Origin of the sequence: Streptomyces sp. ML-6, assembly GCF_030116705.1 — a bacterium.
Classification (GTDB): Bacteria; Actinomycetota; Actinomycetes; order Streptomycetales; family Streptomycetaceae; genus Streptomyces.
In genome coordinates this window covers 4,372,471-4,399,393 of sequence record NZ_JAOTIK010000001.1, presented here as the reverse complement: position 1 = coordinate 4,399,393, position 26,923 = coordinate 4,372,471, and the positions used below count along the sequence as shown (strand labels likewise).

The 26,923-nt window shown below is 72.4% G+C and carries 24 protein-coding genes and 1 pseudogene; 19 read left to right on the top strand and 6 right to left on the bottom strand.

What is annotated here, in order from left to right; all coding sequences use genetic code 11:
* Nucleotides 1-222: 222 nt before the first annotated feature.
* The 4 genes from OCT49_RS19555 (at nucleotide 223) to OCT49_RS19540 (ending at nucleotide 3,822) form a co-directional block, all read left to right on the top strand.
* The gene (locus tag OCT49_RS19555; RefSeq protein WP_283853147.1) at nucleotides 223-1,683 is read left to right on the top strand and encodes an MFS transporter; all 1,461 of its coding nucleotides are present in this window, start codon (nucleotides 223-225) and stop codon (nucleotides 1,681-1,683) included.
* 27 nt (nucleotides 1,684-1,710) lie between these two features.
* Nucleotides 1,711-2,190, top strand: coding sequence for a DUF2771 domain-containing protein (locus tag OCT49_RS19550; protein ID WP_283853146.1), 480 nt, complete (start codon nucleotides 1,711-1,713; stop codon nucleotides 2,188-2,190).
* Nucleotides 2,191-2,276: 86 nt separating this feature from the next.
* Nucleotides 2,277-2,981, top strand: coding sequence for a futalosine hydrolase (locus OCT49_RS19545; RefSeq protein ID WP_283853145.1), 705 nt, complete (start codon nucleotides 2,277-2,279; stop codon nucleotides 2,979-2,981).
* Nucleotides 2,962-3,822, top strand: a complete 861-nt coding sequence (locus OCT49_RS19540; RefSeq protein ID WP_283853144.1) for a 1,4-dihydroxy-6-naphtoate synthase — start codon at nucleotides 2,962-2,964, stop codon at nucleotides 3,820-3,822. Before OCT49_RS19545 ends, OCT49_RS19540 begins: the two co-directional genes overlap by 20 nt.
* 82 nt (nucleotides 3,823-3,904) lie before the next feature.
* Here the strand turns inward: OCT49_RS19540 and OCT49_RS19535 are convergent, their stop codons facing one another.
* Entirely contained in the window at nucleotides 3,905-4,288 is a 384-nt protein-coding gene (locus OCT49_RS19535; protein ID WP_093540351.1) for a cold-shock protein, read from the bottom strand.
* A gap of 209 nt (nucleotides 4,289-4,497) precedes the next feature.
* Between OCT49_RS19535 and OCT49_RS19530 the strand changes: the two genes are divergently transcribed.
* The 8 genes and pseudogenes from OCT49_RS19530 (at nucleotide 4,498) to OCT49_RS19500 (ending at nucleotide 11,038) form a co-directional block, all read left to right on the top strand.
* Nucleotides 4,498-4,722 (top strand): hypothetical protein, encoded by a 225-nt coding sequence (locus tag OCT49_RS19530; protein ID WP_283853143.1) that lies wholly within the window; start codon nucleotides 4,498-4,500, stop codon nucleotides 4,720-4,722.
* Between the two features lie 238 nt (nucleotides 4,723-4,960).
* Entirely contained in the window at nucleotides 4,961-5,368 is a 408-nt protein-coding gene (locus tag OCT49_RS19525) for a DUF6507 family protein (protein ID WP_283853142.1), read from the top strand.
* 184 nt (nucleotides 5,369-5,552) lie between these two features.
* Nucleotides 5,553-7,565, top strand: coding sequence for a hypothetical protein (locus tag OCT49_RS19520; protein ID WP_283853141.1), 2,013 nt, complete (start codon nucleotides 5,553-5,555; stop codon nucleotides 7,563-7,565).
* A 241-nt stretch (nucleotides 7,566-7,806) separates the two neighbouring features.
* A complete protein-coding gene (locus OCT49_RS19515) occupies nucleotides 7,807-8,055 on the top strand; it encodes a hypothetical protein (protein WP_283853140.1) in 249 nt (82 codons plus the stop codon).
* Between the two features lie 27 nt (nucleotides 8,056-8,082).
* Nucleotides 8,083-9,477, top strand: a complete 1,395-nt coding sequence (locus OCT49_RS19510; protein ID WP_283853139.1) for a DUF6177 family protein — start codon at nucleotides 8,083-8,085, stop codon at nucleotides 9,475-9,477.
* A pseudogene (locus OCT49_RS40125) lies at nucleotides 9,464-9,868 on the top strand (Scr1 family TA system antitoxin-like transcriptional regulator); the annotation flags it as partial. The gene OCT49_RS19510 and the pseudogene OCT49_RS40125, both read left to right, overlap by 14 nt.
* A complete protein-coding gene (locus OCT49_RS19505; protein ID WP_283855859.1) occupies nucleotides 9,860-10,045 on the top strand; it encodes a DUF397 domain-containing protein in 186 nt (61 codons plus the stop codon). The pseudogene OCT49_RS40125 and the gene OCT49_RS19505, both read left to right, overlap by 9 nt.
* Nucleotides 10,046-10,150: 105 nt before the next feature.
* Nucleotides 10,151-11,038, top strand: coding sequence for an alpha/beta fold hydrolase (locus OCT49_RS19500; RefSeq protein WP_283853138.1), 888 nt, complete (start codon nucleotides 10,151-10,153; stop codon nucleotides 11,036-11,038).
* 181 nt (nucleotides 11,039-11,219) lie between these two features.
* On the opposite strand, the gene OCT49_RS19495 is transcribed toward OCT49_RS19500, so the two are convergent.
* Complete coding sequence (locus OCT49_RS19495; protein WP_283853137.1) at nucleotides 11,220-11,618, bottom strand: peptidase inhibitor family I36 protein; 399 nt, start codon at nucleotides 11,616-11,618, stop codon at nucleotides 11,220-11,222.
* 341 nt (nucleotides 11,619-11,959) lie between these two features.
* Nucleotides 11,960-12,583, bottom strand: coding sequence for an HAD family hydrolase (locus OCT49_RS19490; RefSeq protein ID WP_283853136.1), 624 nt, complete (start codon nucleotides 12,581-12,583; stop codon nucleotides 11,960-11,962).
* A gap of 200 nt (nucleotides 12,584-12,783) precedes the next feature.
* Between OCT49_RS19490 and OCT49_RS19485 the strand changes: the two genes are divergently transcribed.
* The 4 genes from OCT49_RS19485 (at nucleotide 12,784) to OCT49_RS19470 (ending at nucleotide 16,910) form a co-directional block, all read left to right on the top strand.
* Entirely contained in the window at nucleotides 12,784-13,794 is a 1,011-nt protein-coding gene (locus tag OCT49_RS19485; protein WP_283853135.1) for a FecCD family ABC transporter permease, read from the top strand.
* Nucleotides 13,791-14,909: a FecCD family ABC transporter permease gene (locus tag OCT49_RS19480; RefSeq protein ID WP_283853134.1), complete on the top strand. Its 1,119-nt coding sequence runs from the start codon at nucleotides 13,791-13,793 to the stop codon at nucleotides 14,907-14,909. The genes OCT49_RS19485 and OCT49_RS19480 overlap by 4 nt, the downstream gene beginning before the upstream one ends.
* A complete protein-coding gene (locus OCT49_RS19475; protein WP_283853133.1) occupies nucleotides 14,906-15,841 on the top strand; it encodes an ABC transporter ATP-binding protein in 936 nt (311 codons plus the stop codon). Before OCT49_RS19480 ends, OCT49_RS19475 begins: the two co-directional genes overlap by 4 nt.
* A 91-nt stretch (nucleotides 15,842-15,932) precedes the next feature.
* Nucleotides 15,933-16,910 carry an ABC transporter substrate-binding protein gene (locus tag OCT49_RS19470; protein WP_283853132.1) on the top strand — a complete coding sequence of 326 codons (978 nt, stop codon included), beginning with the start codon at nucleotides 15,933-15,935 and terminating at the stop codon, nucleotides 16,908-16,910.
* A gap of 110 nt (nucleotides 16,911-17,020) precedes the next feature.
* Here OCT49_RS19470 and OCT49_RS19465 read toward each other — a convergent pair whose 3' ends face one another.
* Nucleotides 17,021-18,370, bottom strand: coding sequence for a hypothetical protein (locus OCT49_RS19465; protein ID WP_283853131.1), 1,350 nt, complete (start codon nucleotides 18,368-18,370; stop codon nucleotides 17,021-17,023).
* A gap of 184 nt (nucleotides 18,371-18,554) precedes the next feature.
* Between OCT49_RS19465 and OCT49_RS19460 the strand changes: the two genes are divergently transcribed.
* On the top strand, nucleotides 18,555-21,062 hold the full coding sequence (locus tag OCT49_RS19460) for a helicase C-terminal domain-containing protein (protein ID WP_283853130.1): 2,508 nt from the start codon (nucleotides 18,555-18,557) through the stop codon (nucleotides 21,060-21,062).
* Between the two features lie 198 nt (nucleotides 21,063-21,260).
* Nucleotides 21,261-22,904 (top strand): DNA repair helicase XPB, encoded by a 1,644-nt coding sequence (locus OCT49_RS19455; RefSeq protein WP_283853129.1) that lies wholly within the window; start codon nucleotides 21,261-21,263, stop codon nucleotides 22,902-22,904.
* A gap of 211 nt (nucleotides 22,905-23,115) precedes the next feature.
* Here OCT49_RS19455 and OCT49_RS19450 read toward each other — a convergent pair whose 3' ends face one another.
* Nucleotides 23,116-23,307: a hypothetical protein gene (locus tag OCT49_RS19450; protein ID WP_283853128.1), complete on the bottom strand. Its 192-nt coding sequence runs from the start codon at nucleotides 23,305-23,307 to the stop codon at nucleotides 23,116-23,118.
* A gap of 480 nt (nucleotides 23,308-23,787) precedes the next feature.
* Here OCT49_RS19450 and OCT49_RS19445 point away from each other — a divergent pair, with 480 nt between their 5' ends.
* Nucleotides 23,788-25,872 carry a HelD family protein gene (locus OCT49_RS19445; protein ID WP_283853127.1) on the top strand — a complete coding sequence of 695 codons (2,085 nt, stop codon included), beginning with the start codon at nucleotides 23,788-23,790 and terminating at the stop codon, nucleotides 25,870-25,872.
* A 187-nt stretch (nucleotides 25,873-26,059) separates the two neighbouring features.
* Here OCT49_RS19445 and OCT49_RS19440 read toward each other — a convergent pair whose 3' ends face one another.
* The gene (locus OCT49_RS19440; protein ID WP_283853126.1) at nucleotides 26,060-26,749 is read right to left on the bottom strand and encodes a copper homeostasis protein CutC; all 690 of its coding nucleotides are present in this window, start codon (nucleotides 26,747-26,749) and stop codon (nucleotides 26,060-26,062) included.
* Between the last annotated feature and the right edge of the window lie 174 nt (nucleotides 26,750-26,923).

Genomic DNA, 26,923 nt, shown 5'->3' with positions numbered 1-26,923 from the left:
TGCCGCGCCCCGGGGCGCACCCCGTGCGCGGGCCGTTCCGGGGAGGCCCGGAGGCGGCTCCGGGCGGCCCGGGGCAACTTTGGGGATTCGTGATCCGCCGGTGGATCCGGGTCGCGCCGGGCGCGCCCGACCGGCACGGGCCGCTGGCCCGACAGGGCGGAGTGCGCCGCGCCCCGCGCCGATGCCGGTTCGCCGCCACCGGGGCTGGGGCACTATGACGGGGTGGCTGCCGCCAGGTCGCACGAGGGGCCGGGCCCGCTCCGCAGGACGGGCCGGGTGATCGGTCATGCCCTCCACGCGCCGTTCACCGGCACCGCGCGGGGCATCCGGAAGGCGACGCACGCCCACGGCGCGGGCGAGTCCGGGCTCGGCAAACTCATCGAACTGCACGCGGTGAACGGCGCGGGCGACGTGATGATCACGGTCGCGCTCGCCTCCACGGTGTTCTTCGCGGTACCGACGGACGAGGCCCGCGGCCGGGTCGCCCTCTACCTCGCCATCACCATGGCGCCCTTCGTGCTCCTCGCCCCCGTGATCGGCCCGCTCCTGGACCGGCTGCCGCACGGCCGCCGCGCCGCGATGGCGGCCTCGATGCTGACCCGCGCGGTGCTCGCGCTGACCATGTCGGGCGCGGTCGCCACCGGCGGCCTGGAGCTGTATCCGGCCGCGCTGGGCGTACTGGTCTGCTCGAAGGCGTACGGGGTGGTGCGCAGCGCCGTCGTGCCGCGCCTGCTGCCGCCGCGCTTCTCCCTCGTGAAGGCCAACTCCCGGGTCACCCTGGCCGGGCTCCTGGCCACCGGTGTCGCCGCCCCGATCGGGGCGGGGCTCCAGATGGCCGGGCCCGCCTGGCCGCTGTACGGGGCGTGCGCGGTCTTCGTCGGCGGGACCGTCCTCGCCTTCACGCTGCCGCACGAGGTCGACTCCGCGAAGGGCGAGCGGAAGGCCCGGCTGGTGCCGCCGCACGGGGTGGCGGTCTCCCTGAGCACCCCGGGCCTCCCGGGACGGAACGGCGGGAAGGGGGCCGGTGGGAAACGTTCCCGGTGGGCGCGGCGCGGTGAGCGGGGGGAGCGGAACGGGGAGCGGCGGCCGGGGCTGCGGTCCGTGGGGCCGTCCGTGCTGCACGGCCTCCAGGCCAACGCCGCGCACCGCGCGCTCTCCGGCTTCCTGATCTTCTTCCTGGCGTTCCTGCTGCGCGAGCACCCGCTCGCCGGGCAGAGCGCCGCCGTCTCGCTCGGCATCGCGGGCGTGGCGGCCGGGGCCGGGAACGCCCTGGGCACCGTGGTCGGCTCCTGGCTGCGCAGCCGCGGCCCCGAGGTGATCGTCGTGGCGATGCTGTCCCTGGCCCTGGGCATGGCGGTGCTCGCCGCGCTGTTCTTCGGCACGGTCATGGTCGCCGCGCTCAGCGCCACCGCGGGCTTCACCTTGGCCCTGTCGAAGCTGTCGCTGGACGCGATGATCCAGCGCGACGTCCCCGAGGAGGTGCGCGCCTCCGCGTTCGCCCGGTCCGAGACCGCGCTCCAGATGGCCTGGGTGGTCGGCGGCGGCATCGGCATCTCCCTCCCCCTCAACGGCGTACTGGGCATGTCGGTCGCCGCGGGCATCCTCGCCCTCGGCGCCGCCACCTCCGTACGGGGCCTGCTGAGCACCGCACGACGCGGCTCGCCGCACCCCCGCGTGGCGTGAGCCGGGGCGACCGATAGCCTTCGGCTCATGACCGTTGCGTTCTTCTCCGGTAAGGGCCGTCGAATCGGCGTCGCTCTTGGTGCCGTTTCCGCGGGACTCCTCGTCCTCTCCGCATGCGACAAGCCGACGCCGCTCGCGACCGTGACGGTCGGCAGCAACTCGGTGAGTGCCGAGGCCGCCTGCTACAACGACGGCGAGGCCCTCAAGCCCGACGACGTCAAGGGCTGCCTCAACAAGAAGGCGGAGAAGTCCGTCGAGGTCGCGATGGACGACAAGGTCCGCTTCGGCGTCGACCCCGAGATCGCCGAGAACGGCTGGACCCTGTTCATCAACGGCCAGCAGGCCGAGCAGGAGCCGTACAAGAAGACCTACCGGTCGATCCCGGGCAGCGCCTTCTTCTCCAGCCAGACCGGCGAGACCGCGAACAAGACGCAGATCAGCATCGTGGAGACCAAGGGCAAGAAGCTCACGGGCATCTGGCACTTCGAGCTGAAGAAGACCTCCTGACCCCGGGCCGTGCCCGGCACGGCCCACCCCGCCCGCCCTCCCGCCGCTCGCCCCATAAACCCCTCCTGACCTCGGAGGACTCCTTCGTGCACGTGCTCGTCGTGACCGCTGTCCCGGCAGAACGGGACGCGGTCACGCGCGCGTTCGGGGACCGGTCCGGGGCATCGGTGTGCCACGTCCGGGGCGCGGAGATCCATCGCGCGGGCCCCTTCGACGTCCTCGCGGGCGGCGCCGGACCGGCCGCCGCGGCGGCCTCGGCCGCCTTCGGGCTGGCCCCGGGCCGCTACGACCTGGTGATCTCGGCCGGCATCGGCGGCGGGTTCGCCGGGGCCGCACCGGTCGGCTCCCTCGTCGTGGCCGACCGCATCGGCGCGGCCGACCTGGGCGCCGAGACCCCGGAGGGCTTCGTGCCCGTCACCGGGCTCGGCTTCGGCCGGGTCCTGCACTTCCCGCCCCGGTCGCTGGTACGGGCCGTGGCCGCCGCCACCGGTGCGGTCACCGGCGAGATCCTCACCGTCTCCACCGTGACCGGCAGCGCCGAACGCGCCGCCGCCCTGCTCGCCGCGCATCCGGGGGCCGCCGCCGAGGCCATGGAGGGCTTCGGGGTCGCGGAGGCCGCCGAAATGGCCGGCGTGCCCGTCCTGGAGATCAGGGCCGTCTCGAACGCCGTCGGCCCGCGCGACCGGGACGCCTGGCGCATCGGCGACGCGCTGACCGCGCTCACCGACGCGTTCGGGAAGATCGCACCCGTACTGGAAGGTTGGATCCACCATGACCGAAACGATTCCTGACCCGCTGCGGATCGCCTTCTCGCCCTGCCCCAACGACACCTTCGTCTTCGACGCCTGGGCCCACGGCAGGGTCCCCGGCGCGCCCGCCCTCGACGTCACCTTCGCGGACATCGACCTCACCAACGGGATGGCCGAGCGCGGCGAGCTCGACGTCCTCAAGGTCTCGTACGCGGTGCTGCCCTGGGTGCTCGACGAGTACGCGCTGCTGCCGTGCGGCGGGGCGCTCGGCCGGGGCTGCGGGCCGCTCGTCCTCACCCGGGAGGGCGCGGACGGCGACCTGACGGGGAAGACCGTCGCCGTGCCGAGCGAGCGCTCCACCGCGTACCTGCTGTTCCGGCTGTGGGCCGCGGAGAAGGTGCCGGGCGGGGTCGGCGAGATCGTCGTGATGCCGTTCGACGAGATCATGCCCGCCGTGCGCGACGGGAAGGTGGACGCCGGTCTCGTCATCCACGAGGCCCGCTTCACGTACCGGAACTACGGGCTGCACAGCCTCGCGGACATGGGCCGGCACTGGGAGGACACGACCGGTCTGCCGATCCCGCTCGGCGCGATCATCGCCAAGCGGTCGCTGGGCGCCGCCACCCTGAAGCTGCTCGCCGACTCGGTGCGCGCCTCGGTACGGGCGGCCTGGGACGACCCGGAGGCGTCCCGGCCCTACGTGCTGGAGCACGCCCAGGAGATGGACCCGGCCGTGGCGGACCAGCACATCGGGCTGTACGTCAACGAGTTCACGGCCGACCTCGGCGAGGACGGCTACGCGGCGATCCGCGGCCTGCTGACCCGCGCGGCGGCCGAGGGGCTGGTACCGCCCCTCGGCCCGGACGCGCTGTCGTTCGTCTGACACCCGGCCGTCCGACATCCGGCCGCCGGGCGGCCGTCGCCGACCGCCGCTCAGACGTCGAGCCGGTCGGACGCCGAACTGGTCAGACGTCGAGCTGGTCGGCGACCGCACGCAGCAGGCCGCCGATCTTCTTGCCCGCCGCCTTGTCGGGGTAGCGGCCGCGCTCCAGCATCGGCGTGATGTTCTCCAGCAGGGTGGTCAGGTCCTGCACGATGGACGCGAGCTCGTCCGGCTTGCGGCGCTGCGCGGCCGCGACGGACGGGGTCGGGTCCAGGACCGCCACCGAGAGCGCCTGGTCCCCGCGCTGGCCCGCGACGACGCCGAATTCGACGCGCTGGCCCGGCTTGAGGGCATCGACACCGTCGGGCAGCACGGAGGAGTGCACGAAGACGTCGCCGCCGTCGTCGCGGGAGAGGAAGCCGAAGCCCTTCTCGCTGTTGAACCACTTGACCTTGCCAGTCGGCAAAGCACGCACCCCATCTCAACCCGTGTGCCGGAACAAGCCTCAGCAGGTCAGGCTATCCAGTGGTGGTGCTCCCCTGCTGGCAGCAGCCTCCACAGGAGGAGCACCCCTCGTCAAGCCTGGTCATCCGGACTGCTGTCCGGAAACGGCGCCTGCTTCGCGCGCCGGTGGCCCCGGGGTGGTTCGCCGCCCTCGGGAACTACCCTGGCGGGGTGAGTACTACACCTTCTGGCGCGGGCGACCGGCTGGTCCGGATCGGCGCGATCGTCTTCTTCATCGGCGCACTGTCCACACTGGTCACGGTGGCCCCTCTGTTCCTCGGCACCCGCCCGCTGCCGTCCATCGCCTGGTCGCTGTGCATGCTGATGGGCGTCGGCTTCCTGATCGCCGCCGCGGGCGTGATCCGGTCGGCCCGGGCGGGCTCGGCGAAGCGATAGCGCACAGCGCGACATCTCTTTCCCGACCGCAAACACCACCGGCCACCCGCCCCCACAAAGCTCACCCCACCACCCCGGCCAAATGACACCGCGCATCCACCGCAACACACATTCGGCTTGAAATGCGTTGCAACTGCGACGATCCCCTTGATACGGATGAAGATCCTGTCGCCGGTGGCGTGCGTGCTGCCGGGCGCAGTTGACGAAACGTATCGGCCGGGGGACGCAGGGGGTTGGCGTGACGGGGTGGGACATCAGGCCCAGCGGGGTGGAATCCATTCTGTCGTTGGTGGGACTGGCCGCCGAGGACCTGAGCAAGGGCGTCAAGGGTTACGGCGAGAGCGTGGAGGACGCCGCACTGTGGGCGGGGACGATCAGCGGCCCGTACTGCGGCGAGGCACCGGCGGGGCCGGTGGGCGCCGCGGTGGTGAACTTCATCGCCGACACCCAGAAGCAGATCAGGTTCATGACCGCCCGTACGAAGAAGTCGATGGACGGCACGGTCGAGGCCACCACCGAGTACATCGAGGGCGACCTGGCCATGGCCGCCCGGGCCCAGCGCGAGGCGGCGAAGGCCCCGACCCCTGCCGAGATCAGAGCCGTCGGGGAGAAACCCGGCCGCCGGGGCGGGGAGCAGCGGCCGTGATCAAGCCGGGCGGGATACCCCAGTACACGGGCGACTTCGGCCAGTTGGAGAAGGCCGTGTCCGGTCTGCGCACGCCACGGGCATCCGGAGCGGCGGGAAGGACGTCCATGCCCGCTTCCAGGCGACGGCCGCGTACTACAAGGCCCCGGAGGCGGAGCAGCTGTTCTCGTCGACCCGGCCGGTCATGGACACGGCCGAGGAGTTCGCCGGGGACATCGAAGCGCTGGCCGACGCCCTGGACACGTTCATCGTCGAGGCCAAGCCGCACGCCGACCGGCTCAAACAACTGAAGCTGGACGCGATCGATTTCGTCGCCACTGTCCGGGGCGATGACGACTGGACCGAGGACGAGAAGAAGACCGACGCGCACCAGGCGTTGATGGACGGTGTGGAGGCGGCGCGCGCGGGCTTCCAGGAAGCCGAACGCAACGCGGCCAACAAGATCAACGCACTCAGCCCGGGTGTCTGCCGCCCAGCGTGGATCGTGGACGACGGCACCCACGGGCTCGGCATGTACGGCCAGAAGGCAGGCGCGCTCAAGGGGATGAAGGACCTGCCGTGGGGCAGCCCGGAGGGGCGCACCTACGAACGCTGGAGCCTGGAGTGGTGGGCGCACGGGGCCAAGAGCTGGGCGTGGGACGGCTTGGTCAAGGACAGCATCTGGGGCGGCATCGACGGCCTGGGCACCCTGATCGGCTTCCACGGCGGCAAGGCCCGCGACCAGGCCTGGGACGGTCTGCGCCGCACCGCCGTCGGCGGCTACGCCTACGGCATGGACCTGTTCGGGCAGGGCGAGCACCTCTCCGACTGGCAGCGTGACAGCAAGGCGTACGCGAAGGAGTTCGGCAAGCAGTTCATCGCGTACGACATGCAGGAGGAGGACCCGGCCCGCGCCCACGCCACGGTCTCCTTCAACCTGCTCACCCTCGCCGCCGGCCCCCTCGCCGTCGCGTCCAGGCTCGGCAAGGGCGGCACGCTCGCGAAGGCGGCCGGCAGCATGGCGAAGATCGGCGACGCCCTCGACCCGCTCTCCGGCACGTTCAGGGCCGCCAAGGCGCTTTCGGACCTGCCCAAGGTCTCCCAGGTCCTGGCCAACGTCAGCGACCACCTCCAACTGCCGAAGTCCCGGTTCCCCGACAGCACCCTCGACCTCGACCGCCGCTACCGGATCGACAGGGACGGCAACTTCATCCCGCTCAACCGGGACGGCACACCCACCACCGCCCCGGTGCCGCGTGAGCCCGCAGCAGGCGAACGGACAGTTGGCGCCGAACTCAACGACCGCGAGCTGGTTGGTGCGGGTGCCCGGACAGGCGAAGGCGGCGCCCGCACGGCGGAGAACAGCTCGGCAGGAGCCAGCGGCGACACGCGTGGTGGGGGCGAGCGTGATGTCCCGGACGGCGGAACCGCAGCCACGCACGGTGCGGGCGGGGCTGCCTCACCCGACAGGGGACCGACTCAGAGTCACGAGGCTCACTCCGGGGACACGCACGCAGAAGGCCGGGCCGGGCGCGGCTCGGACAGCACTGACGGATCAGGCGAAGCTGATGCGAGCAGCCGTCACGAGTCGGCGCACGAGCATGACAATGCTCGCGAAGACACGCATGAACCGGATGAGCAAGACGGAGAACCGGCTGTCGCCGATTCAGCGCGAGCGTCCCACGATGTGGGGCAACACGGTGGCGGCGAAGCAGTCGGCGAGCCCGACTTCACGCGCCCGGCCCTGCCTCCCGGGGAGGCTCAGCTGTCTCTGCGCCAGCTGCGTGCCCTGCGCGGATGGCGCCACCGCTTCACCATGGCGGAAGAGATAGGCCGAGAGATGTTCGGTGGCGGTCCCGAGCGGCACTACCCCGTTCCGACCCATGATCACCCCTACTATCCTGTAGAGGCCCCGCGTGGCCGTAAAGTAGACGTGCCCGTGGATTTGCCGGATGGCCGCACTTTGGCCGTTGAAATCAAGCACTATCTGGAGTTCCGAACCGTTAGACTCTCTGATGGAACGAGCCAGAGAGTAAAGGGCGCAGTGCCTCTGAAGGGCATGATAGAGCAAATCAATAAAGATCTCACACTGCGACGGATGAACCCGGGTTATGACCCGCGGTGGGTATTCATGGATGCACCTCCATCCGAGGCTCTCCGGAATTATCTCATCCAGGCGCGCATCATTTTTGTCGAATACGGCCCTGCCCCCAAATAGGTGCCAGTTACAGCGGAAGGTGTCAGAAATGGTAAGGGCGGGTACTCCGGAACCTGATCTCGAGCGATGGTCCGAAGAGGGACGCCAGACGGTCATCGATGTCGCTGACATGCTAGGAGTTCCTCCAACCACGTACACCAGGGATCCACTGAGTCTGATTCCAGCCCTGCAGAATTACGTGTCACGCCTCCCTCTCGACCAGTTCGACCAATCGGACTGGGCAACACTGCACAGTGACCTGATGTCATATGTGTCAGATTTCCTGATCCAAAAACACGGCGCCCGCTGGACAGTAGTCGATGACTCAACTACAGCTCGCGGTTATCGCTATGTCATCGAAGCGGAAGATCGCGATGGGGAGAATCGCAAACTCGACCCTGCAGATGTCGTGATGGCCGAGTTCAAAAATCTTCCCATCGAGGTCACGAGGATGCTCGCCAGTGCAGAACTCACGCTGCGTTTGGCATCTCAAGCCAGCGAAGAGGGATGACGCATTCCGGCACTTCAGGAGCAGCACATGACCCAGGACGTCATAGCCCTCACCCCGCAGATGCCGGACACCAGGACGCTGTTGGCCGGGCTGCACGCCGGCGGACCGGATCTGCGGGTGGGGGAGGCGGGCGGTGGGTCCGTCGTTCAGTTGTGCACAGCCGGCGGGCAGGCGTTGGTGTCGGTCGAGGCGCCCCGGTACGTCCAGGTGCCGGGCGAGGTGGCGCGGTTGCTCGGGCCCGACGTGCGCGCGGAGTCGCCCGTGTGGTGGACCGAGGCACGGGCGACCAGCACGGTGGAGGGGGCCGCACGGCTGGCCGGTTCCGTCGCCGGGCGGCTGAACGCCGTGCACGGGGGCACCGTCTGGCCGCCCGAGGCCGGGCACACCGATGTCGTGACCGGTCTCGCCGACGCCGTCGTGGAGGCGACCCCCATGGGCGTCGACCTGCTCACCGACGAGGCCGCCGTCGTCATCCAGGGCCGCCCCGTGATCGCCGCCACGACCTGGCTGACCGACATCGTAAGCAACGCGGCCCGCACCGGGCGCGAGCTGCAGATCGTCACCCCGCCCGGCACCCGGCTCACCTTCCCCGCCCGCACACTGCTGGACGGGCTGCCCTCCCGCTGGGTCGTACACGATCCCGAGTGCGGCTACTACGACGGCCTCTCCGGAGCCGTATTGCACTGGAACGGCGAGCGATTCGCGCCTGCCGTCGGGGACAGCCCCCAGATCGCGGACACCTTCCGGCCCCGACCCGGCACCGAAGGCGAACAGCAGTTGCTGCTCTCCATCCGTACGGTCCACCCCGCCGACGAACACCTCCTCCTGGGCGGCGCCCTGGAGCAGGCCTGGCGCACACTCACCGGAGCCCCGCCCGCCGGATGGTCCACCGCCGAACCCGTCAACGTGCCGTGGTCACCCCGCCAGCTCACCGACCTGTCCCGCACCCGCGCTCAACGGTCCCTGCCCACCTGGACCGTAGCCGTCGGCGCCCCCGACCGCCCCGCGATCGCCACCACGCGCACGGTCCACACCGAGGCCGGTGTCGAGGAGCACATCACGCTGCTCATCGGCCACGACGCCGATGCCGCAGCGGACACCCTCGCCGAGCTGGCCGAGGCACTGTCCGCCCGGCACAACCTCGCCACCATGATCGGCCAACTGCGCACCGCACGCGCCGACCTGGCCGTCCCCGCCCACCACGAGCCGCCCCCGGTCCCCCTCACCTTCACCCTCGGCCCCGACGCCGTCACCGAACTCGGGCTCGACCACGCCCGCAGGGCCCTCTGCGACGCCGCGCCCTCTCGACTCGGTCCGGCCACCCGGCCTGCCCTGCACTACACGCTCGGCGACGGCACCGACCCCGCCACCGCCTGGCAACGCCTGCGGCAGATCAACGACTACGTGAATGGCGCCCGGTAGACGGAACAGGCAGGTGAGTCCGTGGCGCGCACAGGAGCCGCGACGGTTGCCGACTCGACGCCTCTACGTCGAAGGGGCTGACAGTGGGCTTCTGGATGGGAATCACCCGCCACGACAACGCGGAAATCCTGCAACTGCTCGACCACCCGGAAGGGCCGGACGCAGGGAGGGAGCGGGTTCGCGACGAGTGGAATTCCGACGACGACTATCACCGGCCCGGATCCATACTGCGCACGCTCGAGAAGCCCTGGCGAAGGCGTGGACCCGGCACCCGGGCTGGTTCCGCGACTTCGCCCAAATGGAGTCGGGCGCGGTGGCGCTGCACTACTACAGCAACCAGGCGAGCCCCGGCCTGCTCCAGACCGAGGGCTACGCACGCGCCCTGTTCGCCCAGCGGCGCCACTGGTTCAAGAGCAGCTACAGCGACGGCGAGGGCGGCGAGTACATCGAGGTCGCGACCTGCCCCACCGCCGTCCACGTCCGTGACTCCAAGAACGTCCCGGGACCGCACCTCGATGTCGCGCCCGACGCCTGGGCGGCCTTCGTCTCGTACGCACGGCAGGGCTGATCCGGCCCCTGCCCGTGCCCGCCCCGGGTCGCGGTGATCGTCCCGGGGCGGGCACGGGCGGCAATCCGGATGTGTCCCGGCAGCGGATGCGGGGAAACTGCGGGCATGCCGATTGTTGAAGTCTCGCCCGAGGTGTCCATCGCATACGAGACCTTCGGTGACCCCGCCGATCCGCCCGTCCTGCTCGTGGCGGGTTCCGGCGCCCAAATGATCGCCTGGCACAAGGACTTCTGCTGCGCGCTCGCCGGGCGTGGCCGCTACGTGATCCGGTACGACAACCGCGCCTGCGGGCTCTCCACCAAGTTCGACGGTCATCCCGTCGAGACGGGCCAACTCATCGCCGCCGTGAGCTCGGGAGACGTTCCGGCCGCCCTCGCGATGGTTCCCTACACGCTCCAGGACATGGCCGACGACGGTCTCGGCCTGCTCACGGCGCTCGGGATCGAGCGGGCCCATGTGGTCGGGTCCTCGATGGGCGGCATGCTCGCGCAGCTGATGGCCATCGCCCGGCCGGACCAGGTGCTGACCCTGACGTCGATGATGTCCACGACCGGCGAACCCGAGTACGGCCGGTCCAGCCCCGAGGCCCGGGCGGTGATCTCCGGTCCGAAGCCGACGGACCGCGAGGGGTACGTCGCGGCGGCGGAGCAGGACCTGGTCTGGGCCTCCAGGCGCTACGGCGATCCTGCGGCCCTTCGTGAGCTGGCCGCCCAGAGCTACGACCGCGCGTACTGCCCGGCCGGAGCCGGGCGTCAGCTCGGGGCGATGATCCTCAGCGGTTCACGCGCATCCGCGCTCCGGGAGCTCCGGGTTCCGACCCTGGTGATCCACGGCCTGGACGACACGCTGATCGATCCCAGCGGCGGGGAACGCACTGCGGCTCTCGTACCCGGGGCGGAGCTCCTGCTGATCCCCGACATGGGCCACGACCGCCCCCGCGAACTCTGGCCCGTGCTCCACGACGCCATCGAGGCCCACACCGGCCGCGCATGAGCGCCTTCCGGCCGCCCCGCGCCACTGCCAGGACTGGACTGAGCGGGACGGCCGGACGCGGTGAACTCCGCACGAGTCGCACCGTCTGCTGTGCAGGCCCTGAGACGGTGCGGTCACCCGGGACGACGTGCCGCGCCGCCATCCGCGCGTCGGCGCCGTCCCGGGTGGCCCCGCCCCCGTTTCAGCACTTCCAGGTGTGAGAACGCAGGTAGGTGCCCGCACCGGCGAGGTTCTTCTTCTGCCCCTTCCCCAGACAGAACACCTTCGTGCCCCCGAGGCCGGTCTTGGTGTACGCCGAGACCGACTTCCCGGAGTTGCCCGCGTTGAACACGGACTTCACCCTGGTCCCCTTGGCCCACTTGCACACGCTCGAACCGTTCAGCCAGTCGGGATCCTCGTACGTCCACCCGCAGACGCTGCCCGTTCCGTTGGCACCGCTGTAGGCGCAGAACGTCCCGGGCGTGCACTGCCAGGCATCAGGGGCGGCGGATGCCGAGGTGGGCGCGATGAGTGCGGCGGCGAACGCCGTCGCTGTCGCCGCGCCCGCGAGGAGCCTTACCCGCTTGCCGAATTTCCCCATGATTCCTCCTGCTTGATTTCGCGAGCACCGTGGAGGTGTCCGCTCGGCGATCGGCGGAACCTCGAAGGTAGTAACTGACGATCAGTCACGGGAGGGGCGTGTAGGGGCAGTGGGTACGCGCCCGGGGTGGGCCAAGTGAGTCTTCTCGACCTGAACGAGTGAGCCTTCTCCAGCCTCGCGTCGAGGTGCGGTGAAGTGCGGTGCGGTGCGGTGCGGTGCGGTGAAGGACGATGGCAGCCTTCGCGATGCCGGTAATCCGACTCGGGCCGGTGGCCCGGCTTGGCACCGCCGGCGAAACCCGCGACGAGACGCACCCTGCCGGCGGGTCTGCGTCGGCGGGGCTACGCCGCGTACCCCTCCAGCCAGGCCGGGAACTCCGTCAGGGACGACAGGACGACGTCCGCCCCCGCCTCCCGGAGCTCGTCCGCGCCGCACGGGCCCGTGGTGACCGCGACCGACAGGGCGCCGGCCGTGCGGGCGCCGCGTACGTCGCCGGTGTGGTCGCCCACGTAGATGTCGGCCGCGTGCTCGCGCAGCGCGTGGCCCTTGGCCTCGGCCCACAGGCCGCCGATGACCGCGTCGGGTTCGATGCCGAGGTGCTTCATGTGGAGTTCCGCGTTCGGCCGGTGCTTGGCCGTGACAACGATCGCCCGGCCGCCCCGGGCGCGTATCGCCGCAACCGACTCCCGGGCTCCCGGCAGGGCGTGGCTCGGGGTGATGGCGTGTGCGGGGTAGATCTCCCGGTAGCGGTCGGCGGTGGCGGCCACCACGTCGGCCGGGAACCAGTTCCGCAGTTCCTCGTCGACCGGCGGGCCGAGCCTGCTCACCACCAGGTCCGCGTCGATCGGCGTCCCCGTCTCGGCGGAGAGCGCCAGGTAGGCGGCCTTGATTCCGGGCCGGGTGTCGATGAGCGTCATGTCGAGGTCGAAGCCGACCGTCAAGGGGTGCGAAGGCATGGCATCCATTGTCGCGGGGCGGGGGCGGGGACAACGACAGGACGGGGTGGCGTCCGGTTCGGGACGGGGTCGGTGACCGGTTCGGGACGGGGCGGCGTCCGGGCCGGGGTCGGAACGTCGCGTGTATCCCGGGTAGGGGGCTATGGCTCGAAATCGACGGTGCTTAGACTTAGCCAAGCCTAACTTTGCTTCGCTCTCGATTGGGTCCGATGTCAGCCGCCGCACCACGCCGCTCCAGACGCGCACTCGCGACGGCGGCGGCCGTCGCGGCGCTGCTGGTGGCGATACTCCTCAGCCTCGCCGTGGGGGCCCGTTCCATACCCCCGTCCGAGGTGTTCGACGCCCTGCTGAACGGCGGGCACTCCGACAATGCCGAAGTCGTCCGGAACCTACGGGTGCCGCGCACCCTGATCGGGCTGATGGTCGGCGCCGCACTGGCCCTCGCGGGCACGGTGCTCCAGGGCATCACCCGCAACCCCATCGCCGACCCCGGCATCCTCGGCATCAGCCAGGGCGCATCGGTGGGTGTGGTGCTGGCCATCGCGTACGCCGGTGTCCACACCCTGACCGGATACGTGTGGTTCGGGTTCGTGGGGGCGGCGGTCGCCTCCGTCGCCGTGTACGCCATCGCGTCGAGCGGGCGCGGGGGCGCCACCCCCGTGAAGCTCGCCCTGGGCGGCGCCGCGATCAACGCACTGCTGGTCTCGGTGATCTCGGCGGTGCTGACGACCAACGCGTCCGCGCTGGACGAGTTCCGCTTCTGGCAGGTCGGCTCGCTCGGCGGGCGGGAGGCCGACGTCGCCCAGCAGATCTGGCCGTTCATGCTGCTCGGGACGGTCCTCGTACTGTCCGTGGCACGCGGGCTCGACGCGCTGGCGCTCGGCGAGGACCTGGCGAAGGGCCTGGGGCAGAAGGTCGCCACGGTACGGATCGTCGGCGGCATCGGGGCCACGGTGCTGACCGGTGCCGGTGTCGCGGCGGCCGGGCCGATCGCGTTCATCGGGCTCGCCGTCCCGCACATCGCCCGCGCGGTCGTCGGCTCCGACCACCGCTGGGTGCTGCCGATGGCCACGCTGATCGGGCCCGTGATGCTGCTCGTCTCCGATGTCGTCGGCCGCGTCCTGTTCCCGCCGAGCGAGGTGCCGGCGGGCGTGATGACGGCCCTGATCGGCGTTCCGTTCCTGGTCGCCCTGGTACGCCGGAAGGCGGTGCCCGCATGAGTACCGGGACGAAAACGGCCGTAACCTCCGGGGCACAGGCCGTGAAGGCGGCGGTGCGGGTGCGGCCCGCCGGGTACGGGGTCGTACGGATCGGGGCGCGGGGCCGGTTCCTGCTGCACCGCCGGGCGGCCCTGGTCGCCGCCGCCCTGGCCGTCCTGCTGGCCGCGGTCGGTGTCGCGTACCTCTGCGTCGGCGAGAGCTTCGTGGCACCCGGCGAGGTCGTGAAGGTGATCCTGGGGCAGCCGTCCCCGGACGAGCTGGTCGTCGGCACGCTGCGGCTGCCGCGGATGGTCACGGGGCTGCTGGTCGGCATGGCGTTCGGGATCGCCGGTGCGCTGATCCAGACCGTCGCCCGCAACCCCCTCGCGAGCCCCGACATCATCGGCATCAGCCAGGGCGCCGGCGCGCTCACGGTCGGCGCGATGACCTTCGGCATCACCTCGTACACCGTCCTGCCGTACCTGTCCGTCATCGGCGGGGTGGCCGCGGCGGCGCTCGTGTACGTCTTCGCCTGGCGCGGCGGCCTGCACGCGGCCCGCTTCGTCCTCATCGGCATCGGCTTCGCGATCGCGCTGCGGTCGGTCACCACCCTGTTCCTGACGAAGGGCGACTACCTGGTCGCCCAGCAGGCCAAGATCTGGATGACCGGCTCGCTCAACGGCCGGGGCTGGGACCAGGCCGTGCCGCTCGCCTGGACGCTGCTGCTCCTGCTGCCCGCCGTGCTGTGGGCCGCCCGCGCGCAGCGCACCGTCTCGCTGGACGACGACACCGCGACCGCGCTCGGGGTGCGGCTCGGGCAGGTGCGGCTCGGGCTCGTCGCCATCGGTGTGGTCCTGGCGTCCGTGGCGACCGGCACGGCCGGGCCGGTCGACTTCGTGGCGCTGCTCGCCCCGCAGATCGCCCGCCGGATGACCCGCACCGCGCAGATCCCGCTGCTGTGCTCGGCACTGCTCGGCGCGGTGATCGTGGTGCTCGCGGACCTGCTCGCGCGCAAGCTCTTCTCGCCCACCGAACTGCCGGTGGGCGTCCTGACGGCGGCGGTCGGCGCCCCGTACCTGATCTGGCTGATCGTCCGCGGACGGGGCGGCGGTCGCGGCAATGGAGGCACCGCATGAGTTCGACCCGTACGTCCGGCACCACGTCCGATGGCGTGTCCGGCAGCACGTCCGATGACACGTCCAATGGCACGTCCAGCGGCCCGACCGGCCGGCTCGCCGCGCGGGGGCTGACGCTCTCGTACGAGGACCGCACCGTCGTCCACGAGCTGGACCTCACCGTGCCGGACGGGCGGGTCACCGTCATCGTCGGCCCGAACGCCTGCGGCAAGTCGACCACCCTGCGCGCGCTGGGCCGGCTGCTCAAGCCGCGCGGCGGGTCGGTGCTCCTCGACGGCACCGAGCTGTCGAAGATCCCCACGCGGAAGATCGCCCAGTCGATCGGGCTGCTGCCGCAGACCCCGGTGGCGCCGGAGGCGATCACCGTCTCCGACCTCGTCGCCCGCGGCCGGCAGCCGCACCAGCACTGGTGGCAGCAGTGGTCGGACGAGGACGAGCGGGCGGTGACGGAGGCGATGGAGCGCACGAACGTCTCCGCGCTCGGCGACCGGTCGGTGGACGAGCTGTCCGGCGGGCAGCGCCAACGGGTCTGGATCGCGATGGCGCTCGCCCAGGAGACCGATCTGCTGCTGCTCGACGAGCCGACCACGTACCTCGACATCGCGCACCAGGTGGAGGTCCTGGACCTGGTGCGCCGGCTCACCGCCCCGGCGGCGGACGGCACCCGCGGCCGGACCGTCGTCACCGTGCTCCACGACCTCAACCAGGCCGCCCGTTACGCGGACCACCTGGTCGCCATGAAGGCGGGCCGGATCGTCGCCGAGGGCCGTCCGGAGGACATCGTCACGGCCGACCTCGTGCACGAGGTCTTCGGCCTGGACGCGGTGATCGTCCCGGACCCGGTGACGGGGTCGCCGCTGGTGGTGCCGGGGGCTCCCTGGCAGGCCGAACCGGCGCCGGAACCAGCACCGACGCCGACCCCGACGTCATGAGCCCGCGCACCCGCGGCCGGCATCCCCACGCACCAACATCCTGAGCCCGCGCATCCGCGACCGGCATTCCGTCCCCGACGAAAGGCACCCCATGCCCACCTCCATCCGCCGCCGCGGCCTCGTCCTCGGCGCCCTCACCCTGACCGGCGCGCTCACGCTCGGCGCCTGCGGTTCCTCGGACTCCGACAGCGGCGACGGCGCCGGCTCCGGGGCGGCCAAGAAGCACACCATCAAGACGGTCATGGGCGACATCGAGGTCCCCGTGGCCCCGAAGCGCGTCGTGGTCCTCGACACCGGCGAGCTGGACTCCGCGCTCAGCCTCGGCGTGCAGCCCGTCGGCGGGACGCACTCGGCGACGGAGGAGAGCTTCCCGTCCTACCTGCCCGAGAGCCGGACGAAGGACATCAAGGAGGTCGGCGAGATCGCCAACCCCAACCTGGAGACCGTCGCCTCGCTGAAGCCGGACCTGATCCTCACCAGCAAGGTCCGTGACGGCGACCGCTACGAGCAGCTCAGCAAGATCGCCCCCACCGTGATGACGGAGTCCACCGGAACGGCCTGGAAGGACAACTTCCAGCTGCACGCGGAGGCGCTCGGCAAGCAGGCCGAGGCGAAGAAGGTCCTCGCCGAGTACGACGCCCACGTCGCGAAGGTGACCGAGGCGATCGGCGGGAAGGAGAAGGCCGCCAAGACGGAGGTCAACTTCGTCCGCTTCGTCGAGGGCGCCGACATCCGCATCTACGGCAAGCAGAACTACATCGGCTCGATCCTCGCCGACCTGGGCCTGGGCCGCCCCGCGATCACCGACAAGGCCAAGGACGGCTTCTCGTACGACGTGTCCCCCGAGAAGATCGACCTCGCGGACGCGGACGTCGTCTTCACCTCCACCTACGGCGACCCGGGCAAGGCGGGCACGACCAAGACGATGAACAGCGGCCTGTGGAAGGGGCTGAAGGCCTCCAAGAACGACAAGGTCTTCAAGGTCGACGACCGGCTGTGGATCGCGGGCATCGGCTACACGGCCGCGGACAAGATCCTCGACGAGCTCCAGGGCTACCTGACGAAGTAGAGGTAGAAGTAGAAGCAGGAGAAGCAGGAGAAGCAGGAGAAGCAGGAGCAGCAGGAGCAGGCAGGGGGTGAGGGGCGGCCGGGTCCGGTTCGCCCCCACCCCTTCCTCCTCTACTCCACGCGCCGCCGCGCCCGCCACACCAGGAACGCCGCCGAGGCCAGCGCGGCCGTGCGGACCACCACCGGCCACACCCCGCCCAGCGCGTCCCCCAGTCCACCTTGCGGGACGGGTTCGCCCCAGCGGCCCTCGGTGCGGCCCCAGAGCCAGATGACGGCGCCCGCCACGACCACGCCCGGCAGCCCCATCGCGGCCCACTTCGCCTCCGCGCGGGACAGGGTGCGCGAGCTGTACGCGATCAGCCAGCCGCCCGCCAGGGCGAGCCAGTTGCCCAGGGCCGCGCCGACGACCAGCAGCACGGCGGCGAGCAGCAGCAGGGGGTGGGAGAAGCCGCGACCGCTCGTCCCTTCCTCGCGGGGGGCGTCACGGGTCCGACGGCGGAGCCCGGGGAGGCGGCGGCGCTTCGGGGGTGCCTCACCCACGTCGGGCGCCTCGTCCCCGTCCGGCGCCCCCTCGTCGTCCGGCGCGTCGTCCGCGCCCGCGCGCGGGTCCGGCACCGCCTCCTTCGGCGAGGGCGGCCTCAGCATGGCCGGGATCTCGACCCCGCCGACGAACCCCGGCACGTCGACGCCGTCGCCGAACGGGCTCGACTCGATCCGCCACCAGTCGGGTTCGCTCCCGGACGGCCCCAGCTCGTCCGTACCGGCCCGGTGCGGCGGCGAGTGCACCGGCCCGGTCGCCGAGCCGATGGCGGATTCGGCGTCGGGCCCCGGCCCGGGGTCGGGCTCCTTCGCCCGGGACCGCGGCACGGCCCTCCCCGAACCGGCCTTCCGGAGCGCTTCCTTGAACGACGCGCGCGGGTTGAACGACGTGCGCGGGCTGAGTGACGTGCGTGAGGTGGGGGATGTGCGGGGGTTGAGGGACGCAGGTGAGTTGAGGGACGTACGCGGGCGGGGCACGGCGGGACCTGTCCCCGTCTCCCCCGCCTCTCTCATCTCCCCCGTCTCTCCCGTCTCTCGCGTCTCCTCCGTCGGTTCCTCGTCCCGTCCCGGGCCCGCCGCGCCCGCCGTGTCCGCCGTGCCCGTCGCATCCGTCGCGCTCACCGGGTCCGACGCGCCCGCCGGACTCGCCGGGCCTGCCATGTCCGCCATATCCGCCGTGTCCGTGCCGTCCGCCGACGCGGCCGCCGCGGCGACCAGTTCGTCCGGCGTGCCGAGCTTCCCGATGATGCGGCGGACCGCCGCCGGGGAGTCCGCGGACTGCTTTCCGCGCTGCCGGTCGATCTCGCCCCGGAGCTCGGAGACGAGCCTCATCCGGGCGCCCGAGGACAGCTGTTGCTGCTGGGCCAGGTCCCCGACCCGGCTCAGGTAGTCGTAGACCAGCTGGTCGCTCTCGATCCCCACGCGTCGATTCCCCTCTGCCGCCCTGCACCGAAGGTAGCGTCCCGACCCCGTCCCGAACGACTGCCGTGGCGTCGGCCCTGGCGTCCGTCAGGGCATCCGCCGGGGCACGGGCGGTGCCGGACAGCCGTCCGTCCCGGAGCGGATGGCGACCTTCCCGGGGCGGATGGGGGCTACCGTGGGACGGATGGGGATGACCACACCACCGCGGACGCTCGCCGAAGCCCTCCGCGCCCGGGACGACGAGTCGTTGGCCGGGCTGCTGCGTGCCCGTCCCGACCTCCTCAACCCCGTGCCGGGCGACATCACCCAGCTCGCGACGAGAGCCGGCACCCGCGCCTCCGTCGTACGCGCGCTGGAACACCTCGACAAGTTCGCCCTGCAGACCGCCGAGGCCCTGGCGGTGGCGCCCGACCCCGCCCCGTACGAAACGCTGCTCGGCCTGTTCACCGGCGACGGGGACGGCGGCGACGGCCGGAGCGACGAGAGCCGGAGCGGGGACGGCGCTGCCCCGGACGCGGTGCTCACGGACGCGCTGCCCGGCGCCCTGGCCACCCTGCGCGAGCAGGCCCTCGTCTGGGGGGAGGACGACCGGCTGCGCCTGGTGCGCACCGCGCGCGAACTCCTCGCCCCGTCCCCGCAGCACCCCTCCCCCACCGGCCTCGGGCCGACCGTCGCCGAGGCGACCTCGGGGATGTCCCCCGGCCGCCTCCAGGAGATCCTGGCCGCCGCCGGGCTGCCCGCCACCCACGACCCGGTCTCCGCCGTGGCGTCCCTGGCCGGGCTGTTCACCGACCGGGGCCGGATGGCCGAGCTGCTGGACACCGCCCCCGCCGAGGCCCTGTCCGTACTGGACCGGCTGGTGTGGGGGCCGCCGTACGGGGAGATCACCCCGAACCCCACGCCGCCCGTGCGGTGGCTGCGCGACCGGGGGCTGCTGCTGCCCGTGTCGACCCGCACCGTGGTGCTGCCCCGCGAGGCCGCCCTGCACCTGCGGGCCGGCCGCGCCCACCGCGTACCGGAGCCGCGGCCCCCGGCCGTGGAGGCGGTCGCCCGGCGCGATCCACAGGCTGTGGACAGTGCCGCGGCCGGCCAGGCGTTCCTGGCCGTGAGCACCGTCGAGGAGCTGCTGAAGAACTGGAACGGCGGCGGCCCCCCGATACTGCGCGCCGGCGGGCTCAGCGTCCGGGACCTGAAGCGGACGGCCACCGCCCTCGAAGTCCCCGAGCCGGTCGCCGCGTTCTGGGTCGAGACCGCCTACGCGGCCGGGCTGCTGGCCTCCGACGGGGAGGCCGACGAGCGGTACGCCCCGACGCCCGCGTACGACGACTGGGCCGAACTCCCCGCCCAGGAACGGTGGGTGGCCCTCGCCGCCGCCTGGCTCGCCGCCACCCGCACCCCCGGGCTGGTCGGCGGCCAGGACGCCAAGGGCCGGGCCCTGTCCGCACTCGGACCCGAACTCGACCGCTCCGCCGCCCCCGAGGTGCGCCACCGGGTCCTCGCGCTCCTCGCCGCCCTCGAACCGGGCACCGCCCCCGACCCGGAGACCGTGCTCGCCCGGCTCCGCTGGGAGCGCCCCCTGCGCGGCGCCGCGCCCACCCCCTCGGGAGGGCCGTCGGAAGGGGGCTCGGACCTGCGGTCGCGCATCGCGCTGTGGACGCTCAACGAGTCCGAACTCCTCGGCATCACCGGTCGCGGGGCGCTCGCCTCGCACACCCGCGCCCTGCTCGGCTCCGGGCCCGCCGAGGCCGCCGCGCTGCTCGCGCCCCTGATCCCGGAGCCGCTGGACCACGTCCTGCTCCAGGCCGACCTCACGGCCGTCGCCCCCGGCCCGCTGGAACGCCCCCTGGCCGACATGCTCTCCGCCCTCGCGGACATCGAGTCGAAGGGCGGCGCGACGGTCTACCGGTTCACCCCGGCGTCCGTGCGCCGTGCCCTGGACGCCGGGCAGTCGGCGGCCGACCTGCACGCGTTCCTCGCCGCCCACAGCCGCACACCCGTCCCGCAGCCGCTCAGCTACCTCATCGACGACGTCGCCCGCCGCCACGGCCACCTGCGGATCGGCGCCGCCTCCTCGTACGTGCGCTGCGACGACGAGGCCGTGCTGAACGAGATCCTCGCCGACCGGCGTTCGGCCACCCTGCGCCTGCGCCGTCTCGCGCCGACGGTGCTGGCCGCCCAGGTCGACCCCGCGTCCCTGCTCGACGGGCTGCGCGAGATGGGGTACGCCCCGGCCGCCGAGTCCGCCGACGGCGACGTCCTGATCACCCGCGCGGGGGCCCGCCGCACCCCGCCCCGCACACCCCCCGTCCCCGTCCCCGAGGGCCCGCCGGTGCCGGACGGCACGCTGCTCGGCGCGGCGGTCCGGGCGATCCGCGCCGGGGACACCGCCGCCACGGTGGCCCGCAAGGACACCGCCACAACCTCCGACGCCCCCGCTGCCCCGCCCGGCTCGCTGCCCCGCACGACCTCCGCCGAGACCCTCGCCACCGTCCAGGCCGCGGCCATGACCGGCTCGGCGCTCTGGATCGGCTACGTCAACGCGGACGGCGCGGCCAGCCAGCGCGTCATCGCCCCGGTCCGGGTCGAGGGCGGCTTCGTCACGGCGTACGACCACACGGCGGACGAGATCCGCACGTACCCCCTGCACCGGATCACCGGCGTCGCCGAACTCGCCGACGACACCACGGCCTGAGCGACGGTCCCGGGCCCCGGCCCGGCCCCCGGGACCGGCCGGCGGCTGTCGAGGGCGCCGAGGGGCGCGACGGCCGCCGGCCGGTCCCGTGCGCGACGACACACGCGCCATGTCCCCTTCATGCGGCACACTGGACGTTTGGCCGTTGCCGGTCGTCCCGGCTGTTCCCGGCCGCCCCCGCAGCAGAAAGGGCCACGCGTGACCGGACCTCTCATCGTCCAGAGCGACAAGACACTGCTTCTCGAAGTCGATCACGACCAGGCCGACGCCTGCCGCCGTGCCATCGCGCCCTTCGCCGAACTGGAGCGCGCGCCCGAGCACATCCACACCTACCGGCTGACCCCGCTCGGCCTGTGGAACGCACGGGCCGCCGGGCACGACGCCGAGCAGGTGGTCGACGCGCTCGTGCAGTACTCGCGGTACCCCGTTCCGCACGCGCTGCTCGTCGACATCGCCGAGACGATGGCCAGGTACGGCCGCCTCACGCTCTCCAAGCATCCCGTACACGGCCTGGTGCTGACCTCCACCGACCGGCCCGTGCTGGAGGAGGTCCTGCGCTCGAAGAAGGTGCAGCCGCTGGTCGGGGCGCGCATCGACCCGGACACCGTGGCCGTGCACCCGTCCGAGCGCGGGCAGATCAAGCAGACCCTGCTGAAGCTGGGCTGGCCCGCCGAGGACCTCGCCGGTTACGTGGACGGCGAGGCGCACCGCATCGACCTCGTCGAGGACGGCTGGGCGCTGCGCCCGTACCAGAAGCAGGCCGTCGAGGGGTTCTGGCACGGCGGTTCGGGTGTGGTCGTGCTGCCCTGCGGGGCGGGCAAGACGCTGGTCGGGGCCGGTGCGATGGACCGGGCCAAGGCGACCACGCTGATCCTGGTGACCAACACCGTCTCGGCCCGGCAGTGGAAGCACGAGCTGGTGAAGCGGACCTCGCTGACCGAGGACGAGATCGGCGAGTACAGCGGCACCCGCAAGGAGATCCGGCCGGTCACCATCGCCACGTACCAGGTGCTGACGACCCGCCGGAAGGGCGTCTACCCGCACCTGGAGCTGTTCGACTCGCGGGACTGGGGGCTGGTGATCTACGACGAGGTGCACCTGCTGCCCGCGCCCGTCTTCAAGTTCACCGCCGACCTCCAGGCCCGGCGGCGGCTCGGCCTCACCGCGACGCTGGTGCGCGAGGACGGCCGGGAGTCGGACGTCTTCTCCCTGATCGGGCCCAAGCGGTTCGACGCCCCGTGGAAGGAGATCGAGGCGCAGGGCTACATCGCGCCGGCCGACTGCGTCGAGGTGCGGGTCAATCTGACGGACTCGGAACGTCTCGCGTACGCGACCGCCGAGGCCGAGGAGAAGTACCGGTTCTGTGCGACGACCGCGACGAAGCGGAAGGTGACGGAGGCCCTGGTGCGCAGGCACCGCGGCGAACAGACCCTGGTCATCGGGCAGTACATCGACCAGCTCGACGAGCTGGGCGAGCACCTGGACGCCCCGGTGATCAAGGGGGAGACCAGCAACGCCCAGCGCGAGAAGCTCTTCGACGCCTTCCGGCGGGGCGAGCTCGACGTCCTGGTGGTGTCGAAGGTCGCGAACTTCTCCATCGACCTGCCGGAGGCGACCGTCGCCATCCAGGTCTCGGGGACGTTCGGCTCGCGCCAGGAGGAGGCGCAGCGGCTCGGCCGGGTGCTGCGGCCGAAGGCCGACGGGCACGAGGCGCGGTTCTACTCGGTGGTCGCCCGCGACACGATCGACCAGGACTTCGCGGCGCACCGCCAGCGGTTCCTGGCCGAGCAGGGGTACGCGTACCGGATTGTCGACGCGGACGAGCTGCTGTCGGGGAGCTGAGCCGGGGACCGGCGTACGGAGGGCGGGGCGGTGACCGGCGCACGGAGGCGGGCCGGGGCGGGCGCGGTGGCGTGGAGCGTCCGTCCCAGTCCGGGGAAACGGGACGCGTGCGGAAAGTACGGGAAACGGTCGGCGTGCGGGAAACGGGCCGCGTGCGGCAGCAGTGCAGCAGTGCGAAGGCCGCGGCAGCACCCGGGCGTCGGGACGGTACTCAGCGGGACCGGCGCCGTATGCCCGCCTCCTCGGCGTACTCGCCGAGCACGACCACACCGAACGCGGCGCGGACGAAGACCTTGACGGCACGCACCGCGTCGCCGAAGTGGTGCGTGCGGGGGTGACCGGTGGCCGCGCTCATGTCGTGCGCGGGGCCGGTGCTGCTGGGGTTCAGGGTGACGGTGCTCATGTGTTCCATGGTCCTGCGCCGGACCCCCGCGGGCATCGGCCCCCGGGTTGAACCGGCGCACAGCACGAGTAGACCTCCGGTTGCATGCCGTCCCCTACGGGATGGACCCACAGGTGGGCAGGGGGGTGCCCGGCGGACCATGCAGAATGCCGACCCGCGGGGGCGGCCGAGCCCGTAGGGGACGGCCTGGGGCAGTCGGGGAGGCCGGAAGGGCCGAGTCCCGTTCGACCGGCGCGGGGACGGTGGATACAATCGCCGGTCTGCCCGCCTCCCGCACCGTGGTACCGGCGGCCCGTGAGGGGCCGTGCCGGCAGCCGGGGGAGCGCCGCCGACCGGACGGAAACCGGTCGGCAGCGTGCGCACACCCGCTGTGCGCACCCGTGATCGATTCCCGAGCGGACCGCATCACACCGTTCCCGAGCGACGCCCGGGGCCGGGGTGCGGTCCGCCGTCCTGCGTCGAAAAGCCGGAGGCAACACCGTGCCCGCGCACGAACACGAACACGACACCACCGAGCCCCTGGCTCGCGAACGCGCCCATCTCGCCGCGTCCCGCTCCGCGCTGCGCGCCATGCGCGAGGACGCCCAGGCCCTCGACATCCGCGACGTCACCGCGAACTGGGTCAACGCGGCCGTCCTGCAGGCCCAGATCGACGAGCGCATCAAGTCGCTCGCCGACCTCTCCCACACGCCGCTCTTCTTCGGGCGCCTGGACTATCTGCACCGGGTCGGGGGCGAGCTGGCCGAAGGTGCGGAGGGGGAGCAGTTCTACATCGGGCGGCGCCACGTCCACGACGCCGACGGCGACCCGATGGTCATCGACTGGCGCGCGCCGGTCTCGCAGCCGTTCTACCGGGCCTCCCGGAAGGACCCGCAGGACGTCGGGCAGCGCCGCCGCTTCGGCTACACCGGCGGTGAGCTGACCGCGTACGAGGACGAGCACCTCAGCGACCCCGCGGAGGCCGAGCAGACCAGCAAGCTCCTCCAGGCCGAGATCGAACGTCCGCGCGTCGGCCCGATGCGGGACATCGTCGCGACGATCCAGCCCGAGCAGGACGAGATCGTCCGCAGCGGGCTCGGCGGGACGGTGTGCGTGCAGGGCGGTCCCGGTACCGGGAAGACGGCCGTCGGCCTGCACCGGGTCGCGTACCTGCTGTACGCGCACCGCGAGCGGCTGGCCCGCACCGGCACGCTGGTCATCGGGCCGAACCGGTCGTTCCTGCACTACATCGAGCAGGTGCTGCCCGCGCTCGGCGAGCTGGAGGTGAAGCAGGCGACCGTCGACGACCTGGTGACGAGGGCGGGCGTCGAGGTGCGCGGCACGGACCCGGCGGACGCCGCCGTCGTCAAGGGCGACGCCAGGATGGCCGAGGTGCTGCGGCGGGCGGTCCGTTCGCACGTGACGCCGCCGACGGAGCCGGTCGTGGTCGTGCGCGGCTCGCGGCGCTGGCGGATTCCGGCGTACGAGCTGGCGGAGATCGTGACCGAGCTCCTGGCCCGCGACATGCGCTACGGGGCCGCCCACGAGGCGCTTCCGCAGCGCATCGCGCACGCCGTCCTGGTCCGGATGGAGGAGGCCGGCGAGGCCCCCGACGACCGGGTGCAGAACGCGGTGGCCCGCAACCCCGCGGTGAAGGCGGCCGTGAAGGCGATCTGGCCGGTCGTCGACCCCGCCAAGCTGGTGCTGCGGCTGCTGTCGGACGCGGAGTTCCTGGCCGCCCACGCGGAGGGGCTGCTCGACGAGGACGAGCAGAAGGCGATCCTGTGGACGAAGCCCGCCCGGAGCGTGAAGTCCGCGAAGTGGTCGGCGGCGGACGCGGTGCTGATCGACGAGGCGAGCGACCTGGTGGCGCGCACGCACTCGCTCGGGCACGTCGTGCTCGACGAGGCGCAGGACCTGTCCCCCATGCAGTACCGGGCGGTGGGCCGGCGCTGCACGACCGGTTCGGCGACGGTGCTCGGCGACCTCGCGCAGGGCACCACGCCGTGGTCGACGGAGAGCTGGGCGCAGGCGCTGCACCACCTCGGCAAGCCGGACGCGGTGGTGGAGGAGCTGACGGCGGGCTTCCGCGTGCCGCGCGAGGTGATCGCGTACGCGTCGCGGCTGCTGCCGGTGATCTCGCCGGGCCTGGCGGCGGTGGAGTCGGTGCGTGAGTCGCCGGGTTCGCTGGAGGTGCGGCGGGTGGCCGGTCCGGCGGAGCTGGACGCGGCGGTGCTCGCGGAGTGCGAGGCGTCGCTGACCCGGGAGGGGTCGATCGGCCTGATCGCGGCCGACGCCCGGATTCCGGTGCTGGCCGAAGCCCTGACCGCGGCGGGGCACGCGTATCTCTCCCCGGGCGAGGAGACGAGCGCCGAGTCCCGGCTGACGCTGGTGCCGGCCTCGCTCGCGAAGGGCCTGGAGTACGACTACGTGGTGCTGGACGAGCCGGCCGCGGTGGTGGACGGGGAGCCGGACGAACGCACGGGGCTGCGCCGGCTGTACGTGGCACTGACGCGTGCGGTGTCGGGGCTGACCGTGGTGCATGCGGCGGAGCTGCCGGACCGGCTGGCGGCACCGGGGGCCTGAGAGGGACCGGGCCGAAAATCCCAGGGCCTCGGGGCCGGGGCGCGGGAGCCGGGGAGCTGAGAGGTACGGGGCCGGGGCTGCTGCTCTCGGCCCCGGCCCCACCGGGGCCACGCCCCCGGCCCGGCCCGTCACGCGTCCGGCACCGTTACTCGTCTGCTCGTCCGGCGCCGTTACGCACCCGGCCCCGTCACGCGTCCAGCACCGTGCGCCACTCCCGTACCGCCGCCGCGTCCACCGGGCCGGACCAGCCGTGCGGGCGGGCCGCGCCGCCGATGTGCACGGCGTCGATGCCCGCGGCCAGCAGCTCCGGCAGGTGCTCCAGACGCAGGCCGCCGCCCACCAGGATCTGCGGCTCGTACCCGGCCTCGCCCTGGCGTGCCGCCTCGGCCAGCAGGGTCGGGATGCCGTCGTCGACGCCCTTCGCCGAACCGGCGGTGAGGTAGGTGTCCAGGCCGGGCAGGTCGGCCAGCTGCTTGCGCAGGGCGTCCCGGTCGGCGGCCCGGTCGATCGCCCGGTGGAAGGTCCACCGGCAGCCGTCCAGTTCGGCGACCAGGCGCTCGACGGCGACCAGGTCCGGGTTCCCCTCCTCGTCGAGGAAGCCGAACACGAACTCCTCGGCGCCCGCCTCCCGCAGCTCGCGGGCCCTGGCCACCAGCTCCTCGATGTCACCGGCCGCGAAGCCGTCCGCCAGTCTGAGCATCACCCGCAGCGGGATGTCCACCGCCGCCCGGATCTCCGCGAAGGTCGCACGGGACGGGGTCAGGCCGTCCGCCGCCATGTCGGTGACCAGCTCCAGCCGGTCCGCACCACCCGACTGGGCCGCGACCGCGTCCTCCGCGTCGAGAGCGATCACCTCCAGGACTGCACGGTTGCTCATGGGATCCCAATCCTCCAGGAAGCGACAATAGGTCTAGTCCAATGACCAGCCTACGGGCCGGTACGCCGGCTGTGCAGCCCAACGCCACGCGAAGATACGTGAGGTCAGCCGCACACCGGGCGGCCAGACGCGCACACTCCGGGCCCCGGCGGCATTTCCACCCTTGCAATTCAT

Bases quoted from the DNA above. Each gene is read 5' to 3' on its own strand.
- OCT49_RS19490 (WP_283853136.1), bottom strand. From the start codon at position 12,583: ATGGATGCCATGCCTTCGCACCCCTTGACGGTCGGCTTCGACCTCGAC.
- OCT49_RS19500 (WP_283853138.1), top strand. From the start codon at position 10,151: ATGCCGATTGTTGAAGTCTCGCCCGAGGTGTCCATCGCATACGAGACC.
- OCT49_RS19520 (WP_283853141.1), top strand. From the start codon at position 5,553: ATGGACACGGCCGAGGAGTTCGCCGGGGACATCGAAGCGCTGGCCGAC.
- OCT49_RS19480 (WP_283853134.1), top strand. From the start codon at position 13,791: ATGAGTACCGGGACGAAAACGGCCGTAACCTCCGGGGCACAGGCCGTG.
- OCT49_RS19540 (WP_283853144.1), top strand. From the start codon at position 2,962: ATGACCGAAACGATTCCTGACCCGCTGCGGATCGCCTTCTCGCCCTGC.
- OCT49_RS19460 (WP_283853130.1), top strand. From the start codon at position 18,555: ATGGGGATGACCACACCACCGCGGACGCTCGCCGAAGCCCTCCGCGCC.
- OCT49_RS19510 (WP_283853139.1), top strand. From the start codon at position 8,083: ATGACCCAGGACGTCATAGCCCTCACCCCGCAGATGCCGGACACCAGG.
- OCT49_RS19475 (WP_283853133.1), top strand. From the start codon at position 14,906: ATGAGTTCGACCCGTACGTCCGGCACCACGTCCGATGGCGTGTCCGGC.
- OCT49_RS19485 (WP_283853135.1), top strand. From the start codon at position 12,784: ATGTCAGCCGCCGCACCACGCCGCTCCAGACGCGCACTCGCGACGGCG.
- OCT49_RS19470 (WP_283853132.1), top strand. From the start codon at position 15,933: ATGCCCACCTCCATCCGCCGCCGCGGCCTCGTCCTCGGCGCCCTCACC.
- OCT49_RS19515 (WP_283853140.1), top strand. From the start codon at position 7,807: ATGTCATATGTGTCAGATTTCCTGATCCAAAAACACGGCGCCCGCTGG.
- OCT49_RS19440 (WP_283853126.1), bottom strand. From the start codon at position 26,749: ATGAGCAACCGTGCAGTCCTGGAGGTGATCGCTCTCGACGCGGAGGAC.
- OCT49_RS19495 (WP_283853137.1), bottom strand. From the start codon at position 11,618: ATGGGGAAATTCGGCAAGCGGGTAAGGCTCCTCGCGGGCGCGGCGACA.
- OCT49_RS19550 (WP_283853146.1), top strand. From the start codon at position 1,711: ATGACCGTTGCGTTCTTCTCCGGTAAGGGCCGTCGAATCGGCGTCGCT.
- OCT49_RS19450 (WP_283853128.1), bottom strand. From the start codon at position 23,307: ATGAGCACCGTCACCCTGAACCCCAGCAGCACCGGCCCCGCGCACGAC.